Here is a 24,469-nt window from a genome sequence, read left to right on the forward strand (position 1 = left end):
TGGATAAGGCATTCCACTTGCTATAACGGGTTGGGATAGACTAAGTTTAACACATGAACGTAGACAACGGGAATAAGAACGCAGAACAGCAGGCAGTTCCCAGGGTCGATTTGCCCAATAGCTCAATGAGAGCGCTCATTGAGAGCAGTCCAATTGCGTCGGTCATCAGCAATCCGCGTTTACCGGATAACCCCATCGTTGCATCCAATCAGGCTTTTTCTGATCTTACCGGCTATGATCCTGACTTTATTATGGGGCGAAACTGCCGGTTTTTGGCAGGACCAGCAACCGAACCCTGGTTAACCGAAGAGATCCGCCGCGGTGTGCGGGAACGCAAGCCGGTACTAGTGGAAATACTAAACTACAAGAAAGACGGTACGCCATTTCAAAATGCTGTTTTGGTTGCCCCATTTTTTGATGACGATGGCGAACTGGAATATTTTCTGGGATCCCAGGTGGAGATTGATAGTGACGGCCCGAGTCTCGCGAAAGCTAGGCGTATGCGTGCAACGGAGATCGTCAAGGATCTGTCCAAAAGGCAACGTGAAGTCTTAAAATACATTGCCAAAGGTTTGTTAAATAAACAAATTGCGCACGAGTTGAATCTTAGTGAACGCACCATCAAAATGCATCGGGCAATATTAATGAAGCGATTGGATGCACCCAGTGCGGCCGATATGGTGCGGCTTGCCGTTGAAGCGGGCATGTAAAAGTAAACTACGGCCCAAATACCGTATCTGTAAACTTGTGAAATTGGACTAATAAGTTTGTAAGCATCGCGGTCGGAACTGTCATCCCAGATTCAAAATACGGTCGACAAATCCTCCCTCCTCCTTGTCGCTCGAATTTGTTGTTCCGCCCCGCGATGCGAATATCCTTAAAATTCTTCCGCGATATCCATCATTTTGGTGAGCTTTTTCGGTGCAACCATGCGCCAGCTTTTCTTGAGCCAGTCGGCGACATGGTCCCAATCGGTGTGACCGGTATCCAGTCGAATGGCAATCCAACCGGACTTGCCATAAAATTTCGGTGCGAAATAGAGATCGGGGTCGGCATCTAGAAGCGCGCTTTGTTCGTCCAACCCACTGGTTTTAACAAATACAGAGGTTCCACTTTCACCAAAATGACGCAGCGAGAAATATGCAAAATATTTCCCGGTTTTTTCGCTGCCAACGCGCCAGCCCGGCGTGCCGAAACTCGGCCGCTCGTAAGTTTCTTCCAAAGCCAGCGCATGTTTGCGAACCTGGTTCAATATCCAGTCCGGGTCGGCCTCCCGCGTTATATATTGTGCGAGGGTAGAAGCATAAAGCTGATGCTCGGCGATCAGTACACGATCAGCCAAAACCTCAGCGTCATCATCCGGCAAGATCGCAACTTCTGTCTGCGCCAGAACGGGGCCGTCATCCAGTGTGGGCGTGACGAGATGTACGCTGCACCCGGCATGCTCGTCACCTGCGTCCAAGGCGCGCTGATACGTATTCAAACCTTTATATTTGGGCAGCAGGCTGGGATGAATGTTGAGCATATGGTCGCACCATTTGCCGACAAATTCATCGCTTAAGATCCGCATATATCCTGCCAAGACGATATAGTCGGCACCGGCTTCAACAATGGCATCGTGCATGATCTGGTCATGCTCTTCGCGGCTCAATCCATGATGCGTATGTGTAAATATATCAATGCCTTCCGCTTTGGCGAGCAGAAGGCCAGGAGCATCGGGTACATTCGAAGCCACAAGGGCCACTTCGAACGGGCAGTCATCTGCTTTGGCAGCATAGACAAGCGCAGCCATATTCGACCCGCGGCCGGATATCAGTACAGCGACTTTTACCCGGTCCTTCATCAGGTGTCAGCCTGCATGACTGGCGGTCCAATCGCTACGCGCAGACCATGTTCCGGCGTTGCCTGAAACGGTACAGCCTTTGGTTCCTGTTCTAATCACGCCCACCTGATGTACGGTTTCTCCGGCTGCCTCGAGGTCGCGGGAAACAGACACCAGTTCATCCGGAGACACGGCTATTATCATTCCGATACCGCAATTGAATGTGCGTGCCATTTCTTCGGGCTCAATATTCCCCTGTGCCTGAAGGAATGCCATAAGGCGTGGCTGCTGCCAGCTTGTAGCATCCACATGAGCATGAAGGTCTTCTGGCAGCACGCGGGGGACATTTTCCAGCAGGCCACCACCCGTTATATGCGCCAGTGCTTTGATTCTGCCGGATTGCATCAGCGGCAGTAAAGACTTCACATATATCCGTGTGGGCGCGATCAAGGCCTCGATCAACAGTATGTCAGGATCAAAAAGAGCCGGGCGATCCAGCTTCCATTCTTTATCTTCGGCAAGACGGCGGACAAGGGAATAACCATTCGAATGGATGCCCGATGATGATAGACCTATAAGGATATCACCATCTTCAAGCTGCGCCCCGGTAACCGCCTTGTCGCGCTCAACAGCACCGACACAAAAACCGGCCAAATCATAGTCACCATCGGCATACATGCCAGGCATCTCGGCGGTCTCGCCGCCTATCAACGCGCAACCTGCCATTTTGCAGCCTTCTGCAATGCCAGCAACAACTCTCTCGGCAACACCGTTTTCAAGTTTTCCGGTCGCGAAATAGTCGAGGAAAAATAATGGTTCGGCGCCCTGAACAATGAGGTCGTTCACACACATCGCGACCAAATCAATGCCGACATTGTCGTGGCGGTCATGATCGATAGCCAGTTTTAGTTTGGTACCAACGCCATCATTGGCCGCAACCAGTAAGGGGTCATTGTAACCAGCGGATTTCAGGTCAAAAAAACCACCAAACCCACCGAGCTCAGCATTGGCCCCTGGCCGTGCCGTTGCTTTTGCAAGTGGGGCAATCGCCTTGACCAGAGCGTTTCCTGCCTCAATCGACACACCGGCTTTCGCATAGGTGTATGATTCCGGTTCATTTCGGCCGTGATTCTGTTTATCATTCATAAAATAGGCGATTAGACAAGTCGTGGGTGGATTTCCACGTCATAATCGTCAAAAGAGCGGAAATGAGATTTTTTACCAGTTTTAAAACATATTTGATCGCAATTGTTACGGCGCTTGGTCTGACCTTGGCCGGCGTTGTCTATGCGCAATTGGAAGGCAGTGATCGCGGTGTGGCGCCGTTGGCAAGCACCGGGGATTTTGAGGTCTTCGGTGTTGAGGTTGATACCAAAGGCAGCAATGCTTTTGAGGCGCGGAAAAATGGTTGGGAAGAAGCCCAGCGCAAGGCTTGGAAAATGTTATATGCGCGGACCCAGGGCGGCAAGACAGGGGGCTTATCCGATGGCGCTCTCAACAATATCGTTTCCGCGATCATCGTCGAAGAAGAGCAAATAGGACCCAAACGGTATATCGCAACGCTTGGTGTGATGTTTGATCGCGCCCGCGCTGGTCAGATTCTGGGTGTAAGCGGACGACGTTTGCGGTCACCGCCATTGCTCGTTTTGCCGATAATGTGGAGCGGTGGCTCTCCTCAGGTCTTTGAAAATAAAACCGAATGGCAAAAAGCATGGGCGCGTTTTAGATCGGGTGACAGTGCGATTGATTATGTCCGTCCTTATGGCACTGACAGCGAGTCCTTGGTGCTGACCGCAGGGCAGGCAGAGCGTCGCGATCGCAGATGGTGGCGGACGATTCTGGATCAATTCAGCGCTGCCGATGTCATCATCCCGATTGTGCGTGTGGAGCGAGAATATCCAGGAGGACCGGTGACAGCACATTTTTCAGCGCGCTATGGTCCAGATAGTAAGTTTATCGACAGCTTTTCACTGAAAACGAAATCGACCGACGCGATCCCCGCGATGATGGATCAGGCGATTGCTCGGTTGGACACCATATATACCCGTGCATTGTCGCGAGGTATTTTAAAGACGGACACATCTTTGGTGATCGAAGATGATTTTGATTTGGCCGCGCTGGAACTCGAAATAGAGGCAGAATTGGCCGCTGAAGGCAGCGCGGAAAGCAGCGAATCATCCAACGCAGGTGCAGCGGATGCCGTGAGCGAGGCAAGCACCGCTGTCGCCCCTACTGGGCCGACGATAACGGTTTCGGTGCAATTTGATACGCCGGATGTCAGTGCAGTTAGTCGTGGAGAGTCTTCAGTACGGTCTGTGGCTGGCGTATCTTCTGCTTCCACGGCGAGTCTGGCTCTTGGGGGTGTTTCAGTCATGCAGGTCTCCTATGCAGGCAATCTGACTACTCTGGCGTCGGCGCTGCGTGCGAAAGGCTGGCAGGTTCAGCAAGGGGCAGGTGCGCTCCGAATCAGTCGTGGCGGGGGTACCCCAGCAAATCCACCGCCTGCTGACGGATCCGATTCCGGGAGTGATGAGCAAAATCAGTGAGCCAGTTCGCCCTTCCTTTAGATATTGGTTCCGCTCATGAGGATACGGGCTATCTGGTGACAGACTGCAACTTGCAGACGCATCGACAGTTGGAGCAATGGGACCGCTGGCCCAATGGAACCGCGATATTGATCGGTTCACATGGTGCTGGCAAACAAGCCATGGCTCGGAAATTCGTTAGCCAAAGCGGAGGTCGATATGTCGCAGATGCGCATGGTGTTGCCGACGATAAACTTTTTCATCTTTGGAATCAGTCCCAGTCGGACAAGCAGCCGCTGCTATTGATATCATCCCGCGACGTGTCGCGTTGGGATATTCAGTTGCCTGATCTTAAGTCCCGTTTAGCGGCCTCAATATTGATAGAAATCGGCCCACCTGATGAAGCGATGATCATTGGTTTGTTCCAGAAATACTTTGCTTTGCGCGGGTTATCCATATCCGAAGATGCCTTGTCATATCTGGGGAAACGGATGGAACGCAGTTATCAAAATGTTCAGCTTTTGGCACAAAAAATGAATGTTCTTGCTATAGAGAGGAAAAAGCCAATCACACGGGCCATCGCCAAGGCAGCGCTGGCGCAGCATGAAGCTGAATCTGCAAAACCGGAAATTGAGGAAGGTTGAATGGACAGTCTAATCCCCAAGGCACCAGATACCGATGAAGAGGAAAATGAGAAGCTCGCTCATTTTGATGAAGGCGGTTCAGAACGCTATTTTAACCGCGAGCTGAGCTGGCTTGGTTTTAATGATCGCGTTATCGAAGAAGCACAAAATAGCTCACACCCATTGCTTGAGCGGCTTCGATTTTTGTCGATTTCGGGGAATAATCTGGATGAATTTTTCATGGTCCGCTTCGCCGGACTAGTGGGTCAATTCCGTCAGAATATCGAAGAGCGCTCTGCCGACGGTTTAACTGTGAAACAGCAGTTGCAAGCTATTGCCGCCCATAGTGACAAGCTGATGGGCAATCAGCAGAAGGTCTGGAACGGGCTTACTGACGCGCTAGCGGGCGATGATATTTTTGTACTCACCGCAGACAAACTGGATCGGGAAGCGGGCAATTGGCTTAAGCAGCATTTCCTCGATCAGATATTTCCGGTGTTGACGCCGCAAGCTCTCGACCCAGCACATCCTTTTCCCTTTATTCCGAACAAGGGGTTGAGTCTGGTATTCGATCTCGTCCGGCAATCGGACAGTCAGCGTATCCGCGAACTGGTGATGATCCCGTCGGGCCTGCCTCGGTTCATTAGAGTGCCTGGGGAAACAGCAACCTATGTTTCGGTTGAATCGGTTATTCAGTGTTACTCTGATCAACTTTTCCCCGGCTATGATGTCTCCAGCAGCGGCCTTTTCCGGATCATTCGCGACAGTGATATTGAGGTTGAGGAAGAAGCCGAGGATCTGGTGCGCTATTTCCGCAGTGCCATCAAGCGGCGTCGGAGAGGTGATGTTATCCGGCTGGAAATGGGGCCGGGCTTGTCCGATATCGTTGTTGCAATGCTGCGAGATAATCTTTTGACGGAAGGAGCGACCGAAAGCCGGGTTGAAGGTCTGGTTGGAATCGGTGATCTTGATTTGCTGGTTAGCGAAGATCGGCCAGACTTGAAGTTCACGCCCTATAGTCCGCGGTTTCCAGAGCGCATTCGCGAACATGGCGGGGATTGTTTCGCCGCTATCCGTGACAAGGACATCTTGGTTCATCATCCCTATGAATCCTTTGAAGTTGTTATCGAGTTTTTGAGACAAGCGGCAGCCGACCCGGAAGTTGTTGCGATCAAGCAGACACTTTATCGCGCCGGAAAACAATCCGCTGTGATCCGTGCATTGATCGATGCCGCAGAGGCTGGAAAGTCGGTCACGGCCATTGTCGAATTGAAGGCGCGTTTCGACGAAGAGCAAAATCTGCTTTGGGCCAGTGCGCTTGAGCGGGCAGGGGTGCAGGTTGTCTATGGTTTTATCGAATGGAAAACTCATGCGAAAATTTCGATGGTTATCCGTAAGGAGCAGGAAGGCTATAGAACCTATTGCCACTTCGGAACTGGCAATTATCATCCGATAACAGCGAAGATATACACAGATCTCAGTTTCTTCACCGCCGATCCCAAGGCCGCGCGGGATGCGGCACAGCTGTTCAATTATATCACTGGTTATGTTGAACCGGAAAAATTGGAAATGATATCCATGTCGCCGCGCTATATGCGGCAAGACTTGATGGATTTGATCGATCGGGAAATCGCGAATGAACGGGCTGGAAAGCCCGGTATGATCTGGGCCAAGATGAATTCTCTGGTTGACCCTGCACTCATCGAAAAGCTCTATGCCGCAAGCAATGCCGGAGTGGAGGTGGATCTTGTCATCCGCGGGATATGTTGTTTGCGTCCCGGAGTGCCTGGCATGTCCGATCATATCCGCGTAAAATCTGTGGTTGGCCGTTTCCTCGAGCATAGCCGGATATGGGCCTTTGGTAACGGTGCCGACCTACCCAATGATGCCGCAGCACTTTACATCAGTTCTGCCGACTGGATGCCACGCAACCTGGATCGGCGGGTGGAATATATGATGCCGATTACAAACGCGACAGTGCATGATCAGATCTTGGACCAGGTCATGGTGGCGAACTTGATCGACAACGAACAAAGTTGGGAACTGAATCCGGATGGCAGCTATACGCGGATCAAATCATCGGACAAACCGTTTAATCTGCATCGCTATTTTATGACCAATCCATCCTTATCTGGTCGCGGCAAGGCCTTGAACAAAAGTACCGCAGTACCGCGTCTCTCGATGCGCCGTCGTCAGAAAAAAGTCTGATCGCGATTATCGGATGCAGGTCGGGGGATTGCAAATAACCAGAAAACGAAAATCGCCGCGGATTAACCGACGGACAGCGATTGTCGACATTGGATCAAACTCCATTCGTCTGGTGGTATATCAAGGACCTGCACGAGTTCCCGCTATCTTGTTTAATGAGAAAGTGATGGCAGGTTTGGGCAAGGAACTTGCTACAACCGGAGCGATTGGAGCGAGTGCGATGGCGCTTGCGGTGCAGGCTTTGGAGCGTTTCTTTCGGCTTTGTAACCAGATGGAAGTCGATACGATCAAGAGCTTCGCAACGGCTGCGGTGCGGGATGCCAGCAACGGTAAGGAATTGCTGAAAGTTGCCGCGCGGATTGGCTTTGATACACAGGTCCTGCAAGGCGAAGAAGAGGCAGAACTGGCCGGTTTAGGCGTGCTTTCAGCGATTCCGGATGCGCGCGGCATTGTCGGGGATCTTGGCGGAGGCAGTCTGGAACTTGCCATGATCGATAAGGGTAAGGTGCTTGAGCGGTACAGTTTCCCCCTCGGCGTGCTGCGGGTCGCTGATTTGCGGGCCAAGGGAAAAGACAAGCTGAAACGCCAGGTGCGCAAGATGCTGAAAAAAACTGGCTGGGATCAGAAGGCGCAAGATCTGCCCTTCTATCTGGTTGGCGGTTCATGGCGCTCGCTCGCTCGCCTCGATATGTTTGACAGCGGCTATCCGCTGCCGGTCATCCATCATTATGAAATGCAGCCGCAACGGGCACGCCGTCTCGTCAGGCAATTGGCGCGGATGAACAAGGCGAAGCTGAAAGCGGTACCGGGCCTGTCGACATCCCGAATTCCCACATTGGACGATGCCGCATGGTTATTGTCTTTTGTGGTGCGTTATCTTGGCAGCAGTACGATGATTGTCTCTGCTTATGGCGCGCGCGAAGGTTTGCTGTTCCAGAATGTCAGCAAGTCGGAAAGCAAGCGTGATCCGCTATTGCTGGCGACTGAAGAATCCGGGGCAGCCCAGGCGCGTTTCCCGGCCAACAGCAAATTGCTCGGCAAATGGATAGCACCGATTTTTGCGGAGGACCCGCCAGAGTGGCAACGTATCCGGCAAGCGGCCTGCAATCTGGGCGACGTTGCCTGGCGCGCCAATCCAAACTTCAGAGCCGAGCGCGGCCTGGTGATGGGGCTGCATGGAAATTGGATTGGCATTACCGGTGCAGAGCGGGAGCAACTGGGACAAGCGCTGTTCACCAGTTTTGGCGGGGGCAATAATATCTTCCCGGGCGGCGGCAAGCTTGCAAGCGCTAAGGCGACAGAACGGGCTATTTGCTGGGGGCTCGCCATGCGGCTGGGTCAGCGCCTGAGCGGTGGTACCCGCAATCCGCTGGAACAGACACAATTGCGCAAAATTGACGGACGTCTGGAAATCATCATGGCGGCTGATTTGAAACCGCTCTACGGCGATGCCGTCGCCAAACGACACGTACAACTGGCCAATTTGCTGGAACTGGAACCGGTATTGGTGACTGAATAGACGCGGACTAACCGCAATTGATGCGGGATATCACCATTTTATCATCATATTCGATGTTCAACCGATCCTGACGAAAATCCATCGTGACGGCGCTATTGGGTGGAATCCAACGCAGGCTTTTCGCTCCGGACTGATCGAGCGCGCTAGCGCCTGTGGTACTATCAGCCTTTTGTCCGACAAATTTGCTCAGACCATCACTGTTGCACACAAAGCCTGGCGTTACACCTCGCTCTGGAATCTCGGGTTCTTGGCCAGTTGTCGAACAGGCGAGTAGGGCAGAGCAGCTTAACAGCGCGAAAGACACTCGTGTTCTCATTCTGCCGCTTCATCCTCCGTTTCAGGTTGGTGAGTCATCTGGAGCTTGCCGTCCTTGACCGTAAAGCTCATGCGGCCTTCGATCAAGTCGATGGCATCGCGGCCAAATTCTTCGTACCGCCAGCCTTGCAGCAAAGCGACCCCATCCCGTTCGCCGCCAACAATGCGTTCCAGATCATCGGCGCGGGCAAGTAACTTGGACGCCACGTTCATTTCCGCAGAACGAATCTTGAGCAGCAACTTCAAGAGATCTGCAACCAGCGCATTTTCCTTGCTGAATTTGGGGCGACGGCCGCTCCGTTCAGGCAATTCTCCTTTGGCAAGTGGTTCAGCTGTCGCAAGAGCGTCCATCAGCCGTTCACCGATATCATTATTTTTCCAGCCTGATGAGAGGCCGCGAACCTGCGATAGTTTGTGCTGATCTTTCGGGGGATGGGCGGCAATATCGGCCAGCGTCTCGTCACGCATAATCCGTCCGCGCGGCATGTCTTTCGACTGCGCTTCTTTTTCCCGCCAGGCTGCGAGCGCTTTCAGACGGCCAAGCGCTTCCAGATTGCGGCCCTGAAACTTGACGCGGCGCCAGGAATTTGCCGGATCGTTGACATAATTTGCCGGGTCGGCGAGTTTTTCCATCTCTGCATTGATCCACATCCCGCGTCCGGATTCGATCAGCTTTTCCAGCATCATCGGAAAAATTTCCGACAAATGGGTCACATCACCTATGGCATATGCAATTTGCCGATCGTTCAGCGGACGCCGCGACCAGTCCGTGAAGCGCGCACCCTTGTCGAGTGTGATGCCGAGCCAGCTATCTACGAGATTGGCATAGCCGATTTGCTCGCTGGGCCCCAAGGCCATAGCGGCGACTTGAGTGTCGAAAATCGGATGTGGCGTTTTTCCGGTCATATTGTGGATGATTTCGACATCCTGACCGCCGGCATGAAAAATCTTCAAAACCTCTTCATTGTTGACCAACAGATCCATCAACGGTTTCAGATCGACGTCCTTGGCAAGCGGATCAATGGCGGCGACCTCTTTGCCATCGGAAATCTGGATCAGGCAAAGGATCGGCCAATAGGTGTTTTCGCGCATGAACTCGGTATCCACCGCGACAAAGTCGGCGGTCGAAAAGCGTTCACAAATGTCGGCAATATCCTGATTGTCGGTCAGCAATGGAAGAATTTTCATAGAGGTTCTATACAAGCTGTTCCAAGGCTCGCAAACATTTCTCATAGACAATTTCTATAGTCTTGCGCATTTGTCCCGTCTTGGGGCGGCAATAAGAATGACGGAATAAAACCTTCATCCTTGACAAATGTTCTTTCGGGCTGTGTTACGCCCTCATAAGTTTCGCGATCAGAAACATTCCAATATCAAAGGTTCATCATGCACGCATATCGCTCCCATAACTGTTCACAGCTTCGCACCGCCAATGTTGGCGAAGACGTCCGTCTGTCGGGTTGGATCCACAATATACGTGACCATGGCAACTTGATGTTTGTAGATTTGCGCGACCATTTCGGTTTGACTCAGATTGTCAGCGAAGAAGGCAGCGAAGCTTTCAAGCTACTCGATGCGGCACGCAAGGAATCGGTCATCACGGTCACCGGTAAGGTCGCTGCACGCTCGTCGGAGACGGTCAACGCGAACCTGCCCACCGGCGAAGTAGAGCTTGTTGCCGAGACGGTTGAGATGCAGGGGCCGGCCGAAGAACTGCCCATGCCGGTTTTTGGTGAGCAGGAATATCCTGAAGATATCCGCCTGCGTTATCGTTTCCTGGATTTGCGGCGTGAGAAAGTACACGCAAATATGATGCTGCGTTCGAAAGTCATTGCTTCTTTGCGCAACCGTATGGTCGAGCAAGGCTTTACCGAATTCCAGACCCCGATATTGACCGCATCGTCACCAGAAGGCGCGCGTGACTATCTTGTACCGAGCCGCGTACATCCTGGGAAATTCTACGCGCTGCCGCAAGCACCGCAGATGTTCAAACAGATGCTGATGGTTGCAGGCTTTGACCGCTATTTCCAGATTGCACCTTGTTTCCGTGATGAAGACGCGCGGGCGGATCGTTCTCCAGGAGAATTTTATCAGCTCGATCTGGAAATGAGCTTTGTAACGCAGGAAGATGTGTTTCAAGCGCTTGAGCCTGTTCTTGCCGGTGTGTTCGAAGAATTTGCCAATGGCAAGAGCGTTACGCCAGCCGGTGAGTTTCCGCGCATTCCTTACAAGGAATCAATGCTGAAATATGGGTCGGACAAGCCCGATCTTCGCAATCCGATTATCATTCAGGACGTATCGGAACATTTTAAAGGCTCCGGCTTTGGATTGTTTGACAAGATTACATCATCGGGTGGCATCGTGCGCGCCTTTGTTGCACCGGAAGCAGGCAAGAATAGCCGTAAGTTTTTTGATGACATGAACAATTGGGCACGCGGCGAAGGCTTTGCGGGCCTCGGCTACATCAATATGAAAGAGGGTGCTGCTGGCGGACCAATTGCCAAGAACCATGGCGAAGAAGGCACGGCGAAATTGCTAGCCGACCTCGGTTGTGGTCCTGATGACGGTGTTTTCTTTGCCGCTGGCAAGGAAGCCGAAGCCGCCAAATTGGCTGGCGTCGCACGAACGCGCGCTGCCGAACAGCTTGGACTGATAAACGAAAATGAGTTCAAATTCTGCTGGGTGGTTGACTATCCCATGTATGAATATGACGAGGAACTGAAGAAGCTCGACTTCTCGCACAACCCCTTCTCGATGCCGCAGGGTGAGATGGAAGCACTCGAGAACAAGGATCCCTTGGATATCCTTGCATGGCAATATGATATTGTCTGTAACGGTATCGAACTGTCCTCCGGCGCGATCCGGAACCACCGCCCGGATATCATGTACAAGGCGTTTGAAATTGCCGGCTATGACAAAGCGGCGGTGGACAGCGAATTTTCCGGCATGATCAACGCGCTGAAATACGGCGCTCCGCCGCATGGCGGGTCTGCTCCCGGTGTTGACAGGATCGTTATGTTGCTGGCTGATGAGCCCAATATCCGTGAAGTCGTACTCTTCCCGATGAACCAGAAAGCGGAAGATTTGATGATGAGCGCACCTAGCGGCGTTTCGCCCAAGCAATTGCGTGAACTCCATATCCGTGTCGTGGAGCCGCCGAAAGAGGGATGAGCGAAGCGGGGGAGCCAACAGAAAAGCGGTTTCAATGGGACGAAACCAACCTCTGCTATTTTGAGTGGGGTAATCCGCACGACCAGACCATATTGATGGTTCATGCGACTGGCTTTCATGCGCGTTGTTGGGACAAGACGATCGCGGCTCTGCCATCTGGCTACCATATCATCGCGGTGGACCAGCTTGGCCACGGTCGGAGTGGCAAACCCGATAGCCTGAGTGACTGGAGATTGATGGGAAAATCGGTCGGCGCTCTCGTTGCGGGACTGGATTGCAAAAACCTGATCGGTGTTGGTCACAGCATGGGCGCGCATGCACTGGTTCAGGCTGCTGATGTGATGCCAGAACGATTTGAGCGGCTCGTGCTCGTTGATCCCACTATAACAGAGCCGGAAATTTACAGAAACCCGCCTGATCTCAAGGATATTGACCCTAACCAGAATCCGGTGTCACGGCGGCGCAATAGCTGGGATTCGCCGGAAGCGATGTTCACGGCGTTCAAGGATCGCCACCCGTTCAGTCTGTGGCAGACCGATGTGTTGATGGATTATTGTCAATATGGTTTGCTGCCCGCCGATGAAGGCGATGGCTTCATGCTGGCCTGTCCGCCCTATCTTGAAGCATCGGTTTATGAAGGCTTCCGGTCGGTGGATCCCTATCCGCTGGTCAAACGCATCGCATTGCCTGTCGCCATTCTCCGTGCCCAAATGGCGGGTGATGACGTTACCGCTGTGCGTGACTTTGCCAATAGTCCAACCTGGCCTGGACTAGCGGACATATTCTCCAACGCCAGGGAGCTCCATATCCCGGAACTTTCGCACTTCATGCCGATGCAAGATCCCAACCAGATTGCCCGCCATATTGTCGCGGGACTTGTTCGTTAATAAAACTAAGTGGTAAAATGAACGACCCTGTAATTGCGAGTTCAGCTAAACTGGGATATCCCCTTCAAGTGAAAGAGTTAGAGGGGTATTATGAAGCAAATTCTATCTATCGGCAAAGCGGCTTCAGTGGGACTGGCCGCCTTATGTCTGACCTCCACGGCGCAAGCGGAAACATTGCGGATCGAGGGGCTTTATCCGGCCCGCGCGCCTAATATCGCACCGATCAAATCTATTGCCATAGACCGATTTGGTGGCAGTGATGGAACAGCATTGGCTTTTGAAATTGAAGACAAGCTCAGCGATATCGAGATTGACGGAGCGCCCTATTTCAAAGTGATTGCAGGGCGTTCTGCAATGGAACCAGAGGGAACATTGTCGGGAACCGCGACGGCTGGAATAGAAGAATTTCCAACCACGGCCTATCGTGATCGCTGCGTCGAACGGGACGAAAAGGGCAAGTGCGAGAAGCGGAAAAGCATAGAAGTGTCTTGCCTAAAACGGGTTATCGATTTTCAGGCCCAGATCCGGCTTTCCCGTTTTAGCGACGGTCAGACTATTTATTCGGACCGCAAATCCAATGCCAATGAACAGACTGTCTGTGGCCGCAAAGAGAGCTTTTCCAGTAGTGAAGACGTCATTCGCGGGATGATCAAAAGCGCTGCCCATGCCGTGCGTCGTGACCTCGCGCCGATTGAAAGACGACAGAATATACGGGTGCTGGAAGGCCGCAAAGGCATGGACAAGGCGACCGCCAAGTTTTTCAAGGCGGCGGTGAAGATGACCAAGACTGACGAGCCGGAAGCTTGTCGGATGTGGGATGAAGTTGCTGCCAATGGTGCTGCGCATGTCTCGATAGCATTCAATCGCGGCCTTTGCGCAGAGCAAGCCGGCGCGCTGGAAATGGCACTGACTTTTTATGCCGAGGCCGGACAATTGTCTGGCAAGAAGGGTGAAATCCGCCAGGCGGTCCGGCGGGTTGAAGATCGTCAACAGGCGCTGGATGATATGGATGTTCGCTATGCCGGATCGGAGCCTGCTGAAGCGCCAGCCATCGCCGAAGCAAATTGACCGAAACAGGGTTAATCGATTCGGTCTTTTTTTCATCCTATAGTAAGCCAGCATGCCCGTTAGTGCGGGCTGGTTGAGATTTCGGGACAAAGCATGAGCAAGAAGATCAAATTATCGGATTATGAATCTGACACGGGCTTTGACGGCGACTATGACAAGAAACTGAAGCAGTTGCAGGAGCGGCTGGCGCAGGTCCATTTCAAACATATCATTCACGGCAGCCGCTCGATGATTGTGTTTGAAGGCTGGGATGCAGCGGGTAAGGGCGGTTCCATTCGCCGCATGACGACTGAATGGGATCCACGCTATTTTGAAGTCTGTCCGATCAGCGCACCCACGCAGGTAGAAAAGGATCATCATTTTCTTTGGCGGTTTTGGCTGAAACTGCCGGCAAAGCGCAATATTACGATATTCGATCGCAGCTGGTACGGCCGCGTTCTGGTCGAACGTGTTGAAGGCTTTTGTAGCAAAACCGAATGGAAGCGCGCTTATGATGAGATCAACGAATTTGAAGCGCAGCGGATTGATAGCGGGATTAACCTAATCAAGATTTTCTTCCACGTGACACAGGACAAGCAGGATAAGCGTTTCGCTCGGCGCTTGAATATCCCGTATAAACGCTGGAAAATTACCGCGGAAGACTTTCGCAACCGTTCCAAACGAGCGGATTATATCGATGCCATAGAGGACATGTTCAAACAGACCGACACGCGCTGGGCGCCGTGGAAGGTCATTGACGGCAACGACAAGAAATCCGCGCGAATTGCTGCAATGACTCATGTTGCAGAAGTATTGGAAGCCGCGCTGCCGGATGAATTGCCCGAAGCGGACCCCGAGCTCGTCAAAATGGCAGAAGAAGCCTTTGGCTATAAGCCGGAGTAAATAGAGCTGATTTCCGTTCTGAGCGGAAAAACATAAGCCAAATGTGTCCCAAATCGGTACATTTATTTGCCTTTTGGAGAGAAACCGTTTGGTCGTGATGCTGTGACATGTTAACAATTTGTTAGGGTTCGCAAAATTCATTGGTGCATAGTCAAATAGGTTTTCGCTATTTGGAAGTGCTCTGATAAATCTAGAGGGCTACAGCGTGAAATTTAAGAAGACAATTTTGGCTACAGCAGCTGCTATCGCCGCATTCTCGGCAGGCTCTGCGCAAGCCGCGACTTTGGTGCTTGATGCAGGTTGGACCAATTTCAACTTCGGCGATACCGGCAGCGCGATCACACCGGATTTCGATTTTGTTCTGACAGGGCCAGGTTATTTCAATGTCACGGATGTTGATGGCATCGGAGATGTTTTCCAATTTACGATCAATGGTGTCGTACAGCCACTGACGTCAGCGCCGGTGCTGGGTGGCCCGACAACAGCTGACCCCGATATAGCATTTGCGGGCGGCTTCTACACACGGGCTTCCTATCTCTTGGGAGCCGGGTCTTACACCGTGACAGGTATTGTCACCGACTCTCCCTTTGGCTTTGGCGGTCTCGGAGGCTTTGCCGAGCTTTCATCGACAGCGCCTGTGCCAGAGCCAGCCACGTGGGCCTTCATGATCCTGGGTTTTGGTGCCATTGGTGGCGCCCTAAGGTCAAATCGGCGGCGTCAGCGCAAGGCTAAAGTAAAAGTCAGTTACGCTTAGCTAACCGATCAGGATGAATATTTTCAAAGCCCTGTCAAAGCAATCTGGCGGGGCTTTGTGATTATCACTCATGTCTGAATTTTAGGATCTGGCAGCCATCGAGCAAGTATCGGCTATCTGATCGGGCTCCGAACGACCTAAGTGGCGATCAAAAATCCATGCCCACCCGAACATTTAGGTGGGGAGACTTGTCGTTGCTATTGTCGCGATCGCGATTGATCGGGAGTGCAGTTTCCAGCTCAAAATCAAGTGGTCCAACCCGTCCGCGAACACCTGGACCTGCAGAGATCAACGTACCTTCACCGCTATCACTGGCGATATCGCTGACATAGCCCATGTCGGCAAATCCGTATATTTGCAGTCTTTTGAGCCAAGATGGTCGCGATTTTATAGTATATCGCAGCTCGGCCAGGCCATAAAAGCCTTCGTCACCGGACAATTCGCTGAAGTCATAGCCGCGTACGCGATACGCTCCGCCAATGCTGAGTTCTTGTGCAGCAAGTAGAGGGCGGTTGGCAATTTGCCCCCGGGCGGCGAGATAGATACTAAGGTCTTTGGTTAATCCGGTTCTAAAATCGGCCCAATATTCGCCCTTTGTAAACACGCCATCACCATCACGCCGAGAGGCCAACGGACTACCCAAACGGGTCGCACCGAAAATATCGAAACCCTGTACGATGGCGGCACCGGCACGCACCCTGCCGCCGGCAAACGGGAATTCCCCTCTGAGGCCTAGTGAAACGGTGACTTCTGTATCTTCTCGGATCAGCGCATTCATATCGTCGCGATTGATCGACAAATAGGCGGCCTCGGTCTCGATCCACAGGCTGCCGGACGTCGCCCGAACCAGAGGATAACTGGCATATAGCGCAAGATATCGGCTTTCCCCCGAAATATCGGAGCCGCCCGCGTTGCCGCCCGGCGCCGTATCTCCTACTGAGCCAGCAATGCCGGCTTTTAACCCATCAGTGCCGATCGCACTTTCATAATAGCCGCTGACCGAGAGTATCTCCTCGGGATCAATCGGATTGGTTCTTATGGCAACACCGAGGGCATCGGCATCATTGATCACTGCCTTCAAATCGGCGGAAAGGCGCGCCCTTATCGGCCCAAAGCTCTCGCTCCCGTAATTGTCAGCCTGTATGCGCGCACGGTTGCCGCGTTCACGAACCGTGACTTGCAGGATATTTCGGCCATCTTCCTGAAGAAACTTGGTCGATCGCACGCGGATGTCGGGAATATCGCCAGCAAGCAGCAAGCGACGTTCAATCTCGGGCCGATGGGCAACCTTGCCCTCCAGAGAGGATAATAGTTTTAGCAGATGTTGATTGTCTGAGCCAATGATCCGCACCGCATCAACCATGCCTTCAATCAGCTTGATTTCTAACACACCCATTTGCACAGATTGTTCCGGAATAAAGGCCGATGCGAATATATAGCCTTCTTCCCTAGCAATATCAGCAATTTGCTGGGTCAGCGAGGCGAGCTCCTCTTCGGTTGCTTCCTGACCGATAAAGGTCTCAACCACTGGCGAGAAGACCTCTACGTCCAGCGCATCTGCCCCGACAACGCCGATGGCACCGATCCGGAAATTGGTTGGCGCTTCTTCGATCAGCGGCGCTGAATCAGGAATCTGGGTTTCTGCAATGGCCAAATCCAGAGGTTTTGCGGATTGTTCTTCCGGGCGAGTCGAGGATCGCGTCGAAATATCGGGCTCCGGGAATCCCGCCGTCCACACGCCAGCGTCCAATGCAGCAATCTGGCTGTCCTGTGCCATTGCAACTGGCTGTGCCAGTGCAGGAACTGAAAATGCCAACAGGCTGGAGATGGATAGGATACGCAACACAGTGATACCGATACTCTTGAAAAATTTGGTCCGGTCACGAGCATAAACTAGCGGTGTTAAATGTTGGTTATCAGAGGCAAAAAATTAAGATGCTTTTAACTAGCTATGTTTTTCTTATCTTCAAATCTGGTTCTTAGACAGGCAAGTTCAATTTAATGAAGAGTAACTGTTATGAGCCATCCCATTACCAAGTCGCTGGTTATCGCGGCCTTATTGTCGAGCGGTGCCGCCTATGCTGGCACGCCCGGCTGGCAAGTGTCAGAAATTAGTGGGAATGTTACGGTAGCGCGCAAGGGGGTTGTGAAGATTGCGCAACGCCAAACCAAATTGGCACCGGGTGATGTCATCAAAACCGGTCCAAAAGGGCGGGCAGTGTTATTGCGTGGCGGTGAATATCTGGTTGTATCGCCTGCCAGCCATATCGAGATTGCAGCACCGGAAAAGAGTGGCAAGGTCACTCAGATTATCGAATATCTCGGCAATGTCCTGTTCCGGATCGACAAGAAAGAAACACCACATTTCGGCGTTAAAACACCCTATATGGCGGCTGTTGTTAAAGGAACGACCTTTAGCGTTTCAGTCAGCGCTGAAGGATCCGCCGTTCAGGTTACGGAAGGTGCCGTAGAAGTTTTCACGCTGGATGAAGGCGCTTCCGAACTGGTGACGCCTGGTGTGATCGGTATGATCAATGCCAATGATCCGTTCAGCCTGGTGGTTATTGATGGCGAACGACGGGTGATTGAGTCACCCAACAAACCGGCAAATTCCGATGATGTTAAGGTGACAGCAGCACCGGCTGTCGCCGCAACTGGATCTTCTGCTTCTGGCTTGTCAGGAACAATCTCAGTACCAATTAGCGAGGAGGGTGTTGAACTTGCGGAACTGACCAATGGCCTGATCCGTGGCGACGTTAGTTACAACAGATTCGTCTTTGTCGAAAATGCCGAAGAATCCGTCGGCGCTGGCGAAGATGTCGTAGATGCCACTAGCGGTGAAGAGGAAATTGTAAGCGAAATCATCGCGGACGACGAGAAAGGTGAAGCTGATCAGGGCGACGAAGGCCAGGGCGACGAAGGCCAGGGCGACGACGACCAGGGCGACGACGACCAGGGTGATGACGATCAGGGCGATGACGATCAGGGCGATGACGACCAGGGCGATGACGACCAGGGCGATGACGACCAGGGCGATGACGACCAGGGTGATGACGACCAGGGCGACGACGATCAGGGTGATGACGACCAGGGCGATGACGACCAGGGCGACGACGATCAGGGTGACGACGATCAGGGTGAAGATGACCAGGGCGACGATGATCAGGGTGAAGATAACCAAACTAACGACGAAAATATGCCCGGCAATGGCGACGCAAACAGCGGCCAAGACGACGGCAATAATGGCCACGGTAACGATCCTGACGGCTTTGACGACAGTAATCCCGGCCAAGGTAATGGCAAAGGGCAGGGCAAAGGTGGAAATGACGACGACGATGGCAATAATGGCCACGGCAACGATCCTGACGGCTTTGATGACAGCAATCCTGGCAAAGGCGGCGGCAAGGGCAAAGGCAAAGGTAAAAATAAGTAGAACTGATTTCTGATAATCAGAAACGGTCAGGTTGGCGCTTAGACCAAGCGCTGATCCGCCTTTCTCAGCGCCAGTTTAGCGGTTAACGCAAAATAGACGCATATCTATTACGATCAGCCTAAGGCTGTTTCGTGGAGATATTTTGAAAGCCATTTTTGCTTCTTTTTTTGCCAATGCTTCGTGGCGCGTTTTTCTGGCATGGGCCGTTGCGCTTTTGGCGGCACTCGCTCTGCCTGCCATCAATGTCGGTGGTGAGGTTGAGCGGCAATTCCAGAATCTACGTGCTGACTTGCTCGAAAAGCCGGCATCTGGTGAGATCGCCATTGTCGAAATCGATGCCAAATCCCTTCATGCGCTTGATCGCTGGCCGTGGCCCCGCGGATATTATGCTGAACTGGTGGACAAGCTATCTGCAGCTGATGTCGCGCAAATAGCTTTTGATGTCGATTTTTCTTCATATTCCACGGTTGAGCAGGACCGATTATTTGGAGCGGCGCTGCAGAATTCCGATGCGATGATCATCTTGCCGACCTTCAAGCAGGAGCAAGGTAGCACACAAGGTAATTATGTTGAGAGTCTGCCGATAGAGCAATTCAGTCAGCATGCATTTCTTGCTTCGGTCAACGTCCATCCCGATAAAAGGGGGCAACTAAACGACTATAGCTTTGGGACGACAACGGATAATACAGCCCGCCCCTCATTGGCCAGCATGGTGGCCGAGACGTCTGGGCATATCGACAAGAAATTTGCAATCGATCAGTCGATCGATCCCGCCACTATCCCGCGTTACAGCTTTGTCGATATATTGCAGTCCGAACGGATTGATCCTGACTTACGCGGTAAAAAAATAATGGTTGGCGCTACGGCTATCGAGCTCGGTGATCGCTATCCGATTAGCCGCTATGGGATGATGCCAGGCGTCGTGATACAGGCGATGGCAGCCGAGACTCTTTTGCAGGGTACGAACGTAACAGATATTGGCTATCTGCCTTCTTTGGTCCTTGCTGCCTTCTTGTTACTGGCTTGGTTCTGGCGCCGTCCGGCGGTCGGGAACAGCATCATGCCGGTTGCGGTTTCCATTGGTCTCTCGCTGTTCGGCTTAATTCTAATCACTGAATATTTCGGTCTTTTTACTTTTTCCAATGTCCCCGCTTTATTCTTCCTCGGCATTTTCTTGCTGAGCGAGAAATTTCTGAGAACCAATTTTGCTCTGAATCGCAGCCAGTATTCCAATTCTGAGAGCGGCCTTCCCAATGAAGCGGCGCTGCTGAAATTCCTTGATGGCCGCAGGGACCGCAATATCGCTGTCGCGCGCCTTTCTGATTTCCGTGAACTGCTGGTCGTAACTGACAAAGACAAGCGCGTTGATCTTTTCAAAAATCTCGCCGACCGGTTGAAATTTCTGGCGGAAGACCAACGTATTTTCCATTTCGACACCGATATGATCGGTTGGGTGGTCAAAGAAGACTATACCAGCGATCTATCCGGCCATTTCAACACTGCTGTTGCTTTGTTCCAATCTCCAGTCATGGCGGGTGATACAAAAATCAAACTGAACGCATCCTTTGGTATCAGCCGTGAGTCTATTGATAAGGCGAAAGTCGCTGCTGAACAGGCGATGGCCAAGGGTCGACGCTGGGCATTGCATGATGACGAGGCAGCACGTGCCGTCGGCCAGAAACAGAACCTGCTTGTCGAACTGGAGCAAGCTATCGAGAGCGGAGATATCTGGACGGTCTATCAGCCAAAATGGAATTTGCAGCTCAATAAACTGGACGGCGCCGAAGCCTTGGTGCGTTGGCGGCATCCGGAAAGAGGGATGATCAGCCCAGAAATTTTCATCCCCATATTGGAGAAAGCTGATCGGATAGATGAGCTGACACTCCATGTTCTGCAAAATGCGCTCAACGATTTGTCGAGTTGGGGTGCGCGGAGATCAGGTTTAAGTTGTTCCGTCAATATCTCAGCCCAGCTGCTGGATAACGAGTCGTTTATCGACAAGGCGATCGCACTGGTTAGTGCGGCCAATATTCCAAGCGGCTATGTTACATTTGAAGTGACCGAAACCGCTGCTTTGGCTGATTTGCAAAGGTCCATTTTGTCGCTTGAGCGCATCCGTGCGGCTGGCATCAGCGTGTCGATTGACGACTATGGCACTGGCCAATCAACCATGAGCTATCTGCAACATCTGCCAATAGATGAGATCAAAATTGATCAAAGCTTTGTGAAGACGATGATAAGCAATGATTCCAACCGTCTGATGGTCAAGTCGACCATCGAACTGGTCAAGGGGTTGAGCCTGAAAGTCGTTGCGGAAGGTATTGAGGATCAGATTTGCATGGATATGCTGAGCAGCTTCCAATGTGATGTTGGACAAGGGTGGCACATTTCGAAACCGATCTCCTCAGATGTCTTTATTGCCGATTGGCTTGATGCAGTTCCAACCAGAAAAATTGCTTAAATCCGAAAAGTGAACGTGATTGCATTTCAGAGATCTGGACAAGATTCTGCTATCGCGAATGGTCGCGCCTGATTAGGGTTCGGCCATGAGCGAAAATTCGGAACAGATCGCGTTGGCGAAGCGGTCGACCAAAGACATATATAAACGCCAGGCGCGTCATTGGGACGATGTGAGACCCACTTCACTATATGAAAAGCCGTGGCTGGATCGCTTTTTGTCTGCTCTTCCACCCAAAGGCAGGCTTCTCGACCTGGGCTGTGGTTCAGGAATACCGGTAGCCGGATATTTCCTAGGCAAGGGCTATGCTCTTGTCGGTGTGGATTATTCCGAGACCATGATCGAACTGGCCCGTCAGCATTATCCGGATGCTGATTGGCCGGATGTCGAGTGGAAGGTTCAGGATATCACGCAACTCTCGCTGACCGGACAATTTGACGGCATCTATAGCTGGGACGGCTTTTTCCATTTGTCGATCGATCAGCAAAGGGATGTCCTTCCCGAATTGTCCAACCTCGTCAAAGCGCAAGGAGCGATCATGTTGACCGTTGGTACCGGCGAAGGGGAAGTGACCGGAACCGTTGGCGGCGAAACCGTCTACCACGCCAGCCTCGCTCCCGATGAATATAAAGAGCTGCTCAGCCAAGGTGGTTTTGAGACCATCAGCTATGTGGCAGAAGACCAGAATTGCTTGGGGCGCTCGGTCCTGCTCGCTTCAGGCAAGCGGAAGTAGATATTTCACTCCAACCGCTGCCTCAAACTCACCCTTTGTAATTTTTGCCGATATAACGGGTGAGCGGTGTGGCGCTTTTGATTTTCGGCCCGCGTGGATTCATCGTGTCGTAGACGACCGCGTTTTCGAGCACCCGTTTGACATAGTTACGGGTTTCGGAAATCGGAATGTCTTCGATCCATTTGAGCCAGTCGATGCCGCCTTGACGTGGGTCGCCATTGCGCCGCAGCCATTTGTTCACATTGCCCGGGCCCGCGTTATAGGCCGCCGCGGCCAACGGGAAGCTGCCGCCATAATAGCGTAGCATACGTTCAAAATAACCACTGCCGAGGCGGATATTATATTGCGGGTCGCTCGTCAGCGAGGACAGGTTGTAGCGCAGGCCTGCTTTGCCCGATTGTTCGCGAGCGGTTCCAGGCATCAGCTGCATCAGGCCGCGCGCACCGGCATGGCTGATCGCACCTTGGGCAAACTGGCTTTCCTGCCGAGTGATCGCATGGATGCTGGTCCAGTTAGGTTCGTATCCGTTTGGCACTTTCAAGGTTGGGAACAGTGTTGCGTCGGTGGCATTCAGCCTCTGTCCCTGTGCGCTGATACCGGCAATAACGCCAAGGTCCCGTTGCCCAATGCGCCCGGAAAGGTCGCTAATCAACGCATAGTCTCTTTCGGTTTTGGCATTGAAAGCAAGCGCGCGATAAAAACGAATTTGTTCCCGCCAAGGACCGGTTCGTGCCGACGCTTTTGCGGCAATGACGGTCGGTTCGCGATCAAAATTGGTACGATCCTGACCGGTTATTTCGGCCGCTGGTTTACGATTGAATGTTGGCAGCGAGCGGCCCAGACGTTCATGCGACAGCTGGCCATAAAAATAGGCAGGGAAGGCTGCTGCTTTCTCAAAATAAGAGGTTGCTTCAGCCGTTTGCCCCGCTTCCGCGGCGGCACGGCCGGCCCAGTAATAGCCTTTTGACCGGATATTAGGACTGTTATAGGACCGCGCATAGCGGTCAAACATTGCAACTGCCTTGGCCGGATTGCGCTGACCCCAAAGGGCAGCATTGCCAGCCAGCCAGGTCAGGTCGGAATATTTATCGCGGATACGGCTGCTCTGTGCGGCAATGTCCGTCGGCGCGGCATAGGCATCGTCGACCTTTGATGCGATGTTAAAGGCCGTTGTCCATTGCCGGTCATAATAGGCTGCCTTGGCGTTTATCAGATTGGCATCATACCAGGTTGCGATTTGCGATGAACTGGTCGGTCTGATCCGCAAGGTTGGGCGGTTGGCCATGAGTTGGCGGGCGTTATAGCTCTGCCCCTTATTGCGCAAATAGCGCGCGCGGTCTGCAATATAGCCAGCATCATATTGAGCGAGACTGTTCACCGCAGTGGCTTTCGCATTGGCGTCGGGTGCATCGGTTAGTTGCGCGAGCCGGGCTCCGAAAACTGCGCGACGTCCTGAGGATGCATAACCGAGTTGGCGCGCAGCGGCGCGCGTCGCCCGTGCCCATAACAACGCGTCCATCCGCGCATCATGGTCGTCAACGGTGAGCGCAGAACTGAATCGGCTGAGCAACGCCGTTTCATCGTCTTCAGTTAATGTACCGCCACGCCATGCCTGTTTGGCCATCGCATTGGCTTTCAGCGTTTCCCCTCTGGATTGCAGCGCCACCGCATATTTTGCTGCACCGGCATTGGTCAGCGGTGTGAAGCGGTCAAAAAAGGCAATCACTCGGCCAGCAGAGAAATTGTTGATGTCGATGGCCTGCTCTGCGTTACGCCGCATGCGCGTATCCTCGGGCCAGCCGGGATAAGTGACCAGAAAGCCGGCATAATCCTCAAAGGAATAGTTGTCGGACTGGGTCAGCACACGCCAGCGTTGCAGGCCGAGAACGGCATTTCCGCGTGTGGGATCGGAGAGAGTTGCACTGCCGCTCTGCTCTGCTGCCATGCATGTTACTGGCGTTAAAAGCAGGCTTGTGAGAATAATTCTTGATACCATACTGGACATTTTGGGGGTAGGCTCCTTATCAGGCGCTGAACGAAGAACTATATCATTGTTAAGCTTGAGTAAGCC

The 24,469-nt window shown here is 52.5% G+C and carries 19 protein-coding genes; 13 read left to right on the forward strand and 6 right to left on the reverse strand.

The genetic code is table 11. The features are described 5' to 3' along the window. Window positions 1–125 precede the first annotated feature (125 nt). Entirely contained in the window at window positions 126–710 is a 585-nt protein-coding gene (locus DG177_RS00535) for a LuxR C-terminal-related transcriptional regulator (RefSeq protein ID WP_108812692.1), read from the forward strand. Window positions 711–877: 167 nt separating this feature from the next. Here DG177_RS00535 and purN read toward each other — a convergent pair whose 3' ends face one another. Together purN and purM are read right to left on the reverse strand one after the other, a co-directional pair. Continuing rightward, window positions 878–1,843, reverse strand: coding sequence for a phosphoribosylglycinamide formyltransferase (purN, locus tag DG177_RS00540; RefSeq protein WP_108809703.1), 966 nt, complete (start codon window positions 1,841–1,843; stop codon window positions 878–880). A 6-nt stretch (window positions 1,844–1,849) separates the two neighbouring features. Further along, window positions 1,850–2,968, reverse strand: coding sequence for a phosphoribosylformylglycinamidine cyclo-ligase (gene purM, locus DG177_RS00545; protein ID WP_108809704.1), 1,119 nt, complete (start codon window positions 2,966–2,968; stop codon window positions 1,850–1,852). A 62-nt stretch (window positions 2,969–3,030) separates the two neighbouring features. Here purM and DG177_RS00550 point away from each other — a divergent pair, with 62 nt between their 5' ends. The 4 genes from DG177_RS00550 to DG177_RS00565 are packed head-to-tail and all read left to right on the forward strand — an operon-like array spanning window position 3,031 to window position 8,697. Continuing rightward, a complete protein-coding gene (locus DG177_RS00550; protein ID WP_108809705.1) occupies window positions 3,031–4,368 on the forward strand; it encodes a hypothetical protein in 1,338 nt (445 codons plus the stop codon). After that, window positions 4,365–4,991 carry a DnaA ATPase domain-containing protein gene (locus DG177_RS00555; protein WP_108809706.1) on the forward strand — a complete coding sequence of 209 codons (627 nt, stop codon included), beginning with the start codon at window positions 4,365–4,367 and terminating at the stop codon, window positions 4,989–4,991. The genes DG177_RS00550 and DG177_RS00555 overlap by 4 nt, the downstream gene beginning before the upstream one ends. Beyond that, on the forward strand, window positions 4,992–7,178 hold the full coding sequence (locus DG177_RS00560) for an RNA degradosome polyphosphate kinase (RefSeq protein ID WP_108809707.1): 2,187 nt from the start codon (window positions 4,992–4,994) through the stop codon (window positions 7,176–7,178). Window positions 7,179–7,191: 13 nt separating this feature from the next. Beyond that, a complete protein-coding gene (locus DG177_RS00565) occupies window positions 7,192–8,697 on the forward strand; it encodes a Ppx/GppA phosphatase family protein (protein ID WP_108809708.1) in 1,506 nt (501 codons plus the stop codon). 7 nt (window positions 8,698–8,704) lie between these two features. On the opposite strand, the gene DG177_RS00570 is transcribed toward DG177_RS00565, so the two are convergent. Then, window positions 8,705–9,013, reverse strand: a complete 309-nt coding sequence (locus tag DG177_RS00570; RefSeq protein WP_108809709.1) for an I78 family peptidase inhibitor — start codon at window positions 9,011–9,013, stop codon at window positions 8,705–8,707. After that, window positions 9,010–10,200 (reverse strand): ribonuclease D, encoded by a 1,191-nt coding sequence (gene rnd / locus DG177_RS00575; RefSeq protein ID WP_108809710.1) that lies wholly within the window; start codon window positions 10,198–10,200, stop codon window positions 9,010–9,012. The genes DG177_RS00570 and rnd overlap by 4 nt, the downstream gene beginning before the upstream one ends. 198 nt (window positions 10,201–10,398) lie before the next feature. Here rnd and aspS point away from each other — a divergent pair, with 198 nt between their 5' ends. The 5 genes from aspS (at window position 10,399) to DG177_RS00600 (ending at window position 15,774) form a co-directional block, all read left to right on the forward strand. Next, entirely contained in the window at window positions 10,399–12,183 is a 1,785-nt protein-coding gene (gene aspS, locus DG177_RS00580) for an aspartate--tRNA ligase (protein WP_108809711.1), read from the forward strand. After that, window positions 12,180–13,070 carry an alpha/beta fold hydrolase gene (locus tag DG177_RS00585; RefSeq protein ID WP_108809712.1) on the forward strand — a complete coding sequence of 297 codons (891 nt, stop codon included), beginning with the start codon at window positions 12,180–12,182 and terminating at the stop codon, window positions 13,068–13,070. The genes aspS and DG177_RS00585 overlap by 4 nt, the downstream gene beginning before the upstream one ends. 90 nt (window positions 13,071–13,160) lie before the next feature. Next, complete coding sequence (locus DG177_RS00590) at window positions 13,161–14,138, forward strand: hypothetical protein (RefSeq protein ID WP_108809713.1); 978 nt, start codon at window positions 13,161–13,163, stop codon at window positions 14,136–14,138. A gap of 93 nt (window positions 14,139–14,231) precedes the next feature. Then, window positions 14,232–15,020, forward strand: coding sequence for a polyphosphate kinase (locus tag DG177_RS00595; protein WP_108809714.1), 789 nt, complete (start codon window positions 14,232–14,234; stop codon window positions 15,018–15,020). Between the two features lie 205 nt (window positions 15,021–15,225). Next, window positions 15,226–15,774 carry a PEPxxWA-CTERM sorting domain-containing protein gene (locus DG177_RS00600; RefSeq protein WP_337658356.1) on the forward strand — a complete coding sequence of 183 codons (549 nt, stop codon included), beginning with the start codon at window positions 15,226–15,228 and terminating at the stop codon, window positions 15,772–15,774. Between the two features lie 148 nt (window positions 15,775–15,922). On the opposite strand, the gene DG177_RS00605 is transcribed toward DG177_RS00600, so the two are convergent. Next, window positions 15,923–17,620, reverse strand: a complete 1,698-nt coding sequence (locus DG177_RS00605) for a ShlB/FhaC/HecB family hemolysin secretion/activation protein (protein WP_108809716.1) — start codon at window positions 17,618–17,620, stop codon at window positions 15,923–15,925. A gap of 171 nt (window positions 17,621–17,791) precedes the next feature. On the opposite strand from DG177_RS00605, the gene DG177_RS00610 reads away from it, so the two are divergent. The 3 genes from DG177_RS00610 (at window position 17,792) to DG177_RS00620 (ending at window position 22,398) form a co-directional block, all read left to right on the forward strand. Next, complete coding sequence (locus DG177_RS00610; RefSeq protein WP_108809717.1) at window positions 17,792–19,207, forward strand: FecR domain-containing protein; 1,416 nt, start codon at window positions 17,792–17,794, stop codon at window positions 19,205–19,207. A 142-nt stretch (window positions 19,208–19,349) separates the two neighbouring features. Next, on the forward strand, window positions 19,350–21,668 hold the full coding sequence (locus tag DG177_RS00615) for an EAL domain-containing protein (RefSeq protein WP_108809718.1): 2,319 nt from the start codon (window positions 19,350–19,352) through the stop codon (window positions 21,666–21,668). A gap of 85 nt (window positions 21,669–21,753) precedes the next feature. After that, the gene (locus tag DG177_RS00620) at window positions 21,754–22,398 is read left to right on the forward strand and encodes a methyltransferase domain-containing protein (RefSeq protein WP_108809719.1); all 645 of its coding nucleotides are present in this window, start codon (window positions 21,754–21,756) and stop codon (window positions 22,396–22,398) included. A 28-nt stretch (window positions 22,399–22,426) separates the two neighbouring features. Here the strand turns inward: DG177_RS00620 and DG177_RS00625 are convergent, their stop codons facing one another. Further along, the gene (locus DG177_RS00625; RefSeq protein WP_108809720.1) at window positions 22,427–24,403 is read right to left on the reverse strand and encodes a transglycosylase SLT domain-containing protein; all 1,977 of its coding nucleotides are present in this window, start codon (window positions 24,401–24,403) and stop codon (window positions 22,427–22,429) included. Window positions 24,404–24,469 lie beyond the last annotated feature (66 nt).

This window comes from Sphingorhabdus sp. Alg231-15 (genome assembly GCF_900149705.1).
Taxonomy (GTDB): Bacteria; Pseudomonadota; Alphaproteobacteria; order Sphingomonadales; family Sphingomonadaceae; genus Parasphingorhabdus.

What these genes read in the sequence shown, in the direction of transcription:
- DG177_RS00565 (WP_108809708.1), top strand. Translation starts at nt 7,192, where the DNA reads ATGCAGGTCGGGGGATTGCAAATAACCAGAAAACGAAAATCGCCGCGG.
- purN (WP_108809703.1), bottom strand. Translation starts at nt 1,843, where the DNA reads ATGAAGGACCGGGTAAAAGTCGCTGTACTGATATCCGGCCGCGGGTCG.
- DG177_RS00620 (WP_108809719.1), top strand. Translation starts at nt 21,754, where the DNA reads ATGAGCGAAAATTCGGAACAGATCGCGTTGGCGAAGCGGTCGACCAAA.
- DG177_RS00595 (WP_108809714.1), top strand. Translation starts at nt 14,232, where the DNA reads ATGAGCAAGAAGATCAAATTATCGGATTATGAATCTGACACGGGCTTT.
- aspS (WP_108809711.1), top strand. Translation starts at nt 10,399, where the DNA reads ATGCACGCATATCGCTCCCATAACTGTTCACAGCTTCGCACCGCCAAT.
- DG177_RS00625 (WP_108809720.1), bottom strand. Translation starts at nt 24,403, where the DNA reads ATGTCCAGTATGGTATCAAGAATTATTCTCACAAGCCTGCTTTTAACG.
- rnd (WP_108809710.1), bottom strand. Translation starts at nt 10,200, where the DNA reads ATGAAAATTCTTCCATTGCTGACCGACAATCAGGATATTGCCGACATT.
- DG177_RS00550 (WP_108809705.1), top strand. Translation starts at nt 3,031, where the DNA reads ATGAGATTTTTTACCAGTTTTAAAACATATTTGATCGCAATTGTTACG.
- purM (WP_108809704.1), bottom strand. Translation starts at nt 2,968, where the DNA reads ATGAATGATAAACAGAATCACGGCCGAAATGAACCGGAATCATACACC.
- DG177_RS00535 (WP_108812692.1), top strand. Translation starts at nt 126, where the DNA reads ATGAGAGCGCTCATTGAGAGCAGTCCAATTGCGTCGGTCATCAGCAAT.
- DG177_RS00610 (WP_108809717.1), top strand. Translation starts at nt 17,792, where the DNA reads ATGAGCCATCCCATTACCAAGTCGCTGGTTATCGCGGCCTTATTGTCG.
- DG177_RS00570 (WP_108809709.1), bottom strand. Translation starts at nt 9,013, where the DNA reads ATGAGAACACGAGTGTCTTTCGCGCTGTTAAGCTGCTCTGCCCTACTC.
- DG177_RS00560 (WP_108809707.1), top strand. Translation starts at nt 4,992, where the DNA reads ATGGACAGTCTAATCCCCAAGGCACCAGATACCGATGAAGAGGAAAAT.
- DG177_RS00590 (WP_108809713.1), top strand. Translation starts at nt 13,161, where the DNA reads ATGAAGCAAATTCTATCTATCGGCAAAGCGGCTTCAGTGGGACTGGCC.
- DG177_RS00585 (WP_108809712.1), top strand. Translation starts at nt 12,180, where the DNA reads ATGAGCGAAGCGGGGGAGCCAACAGAAAAGCGGTTTCAATGGGACGAA.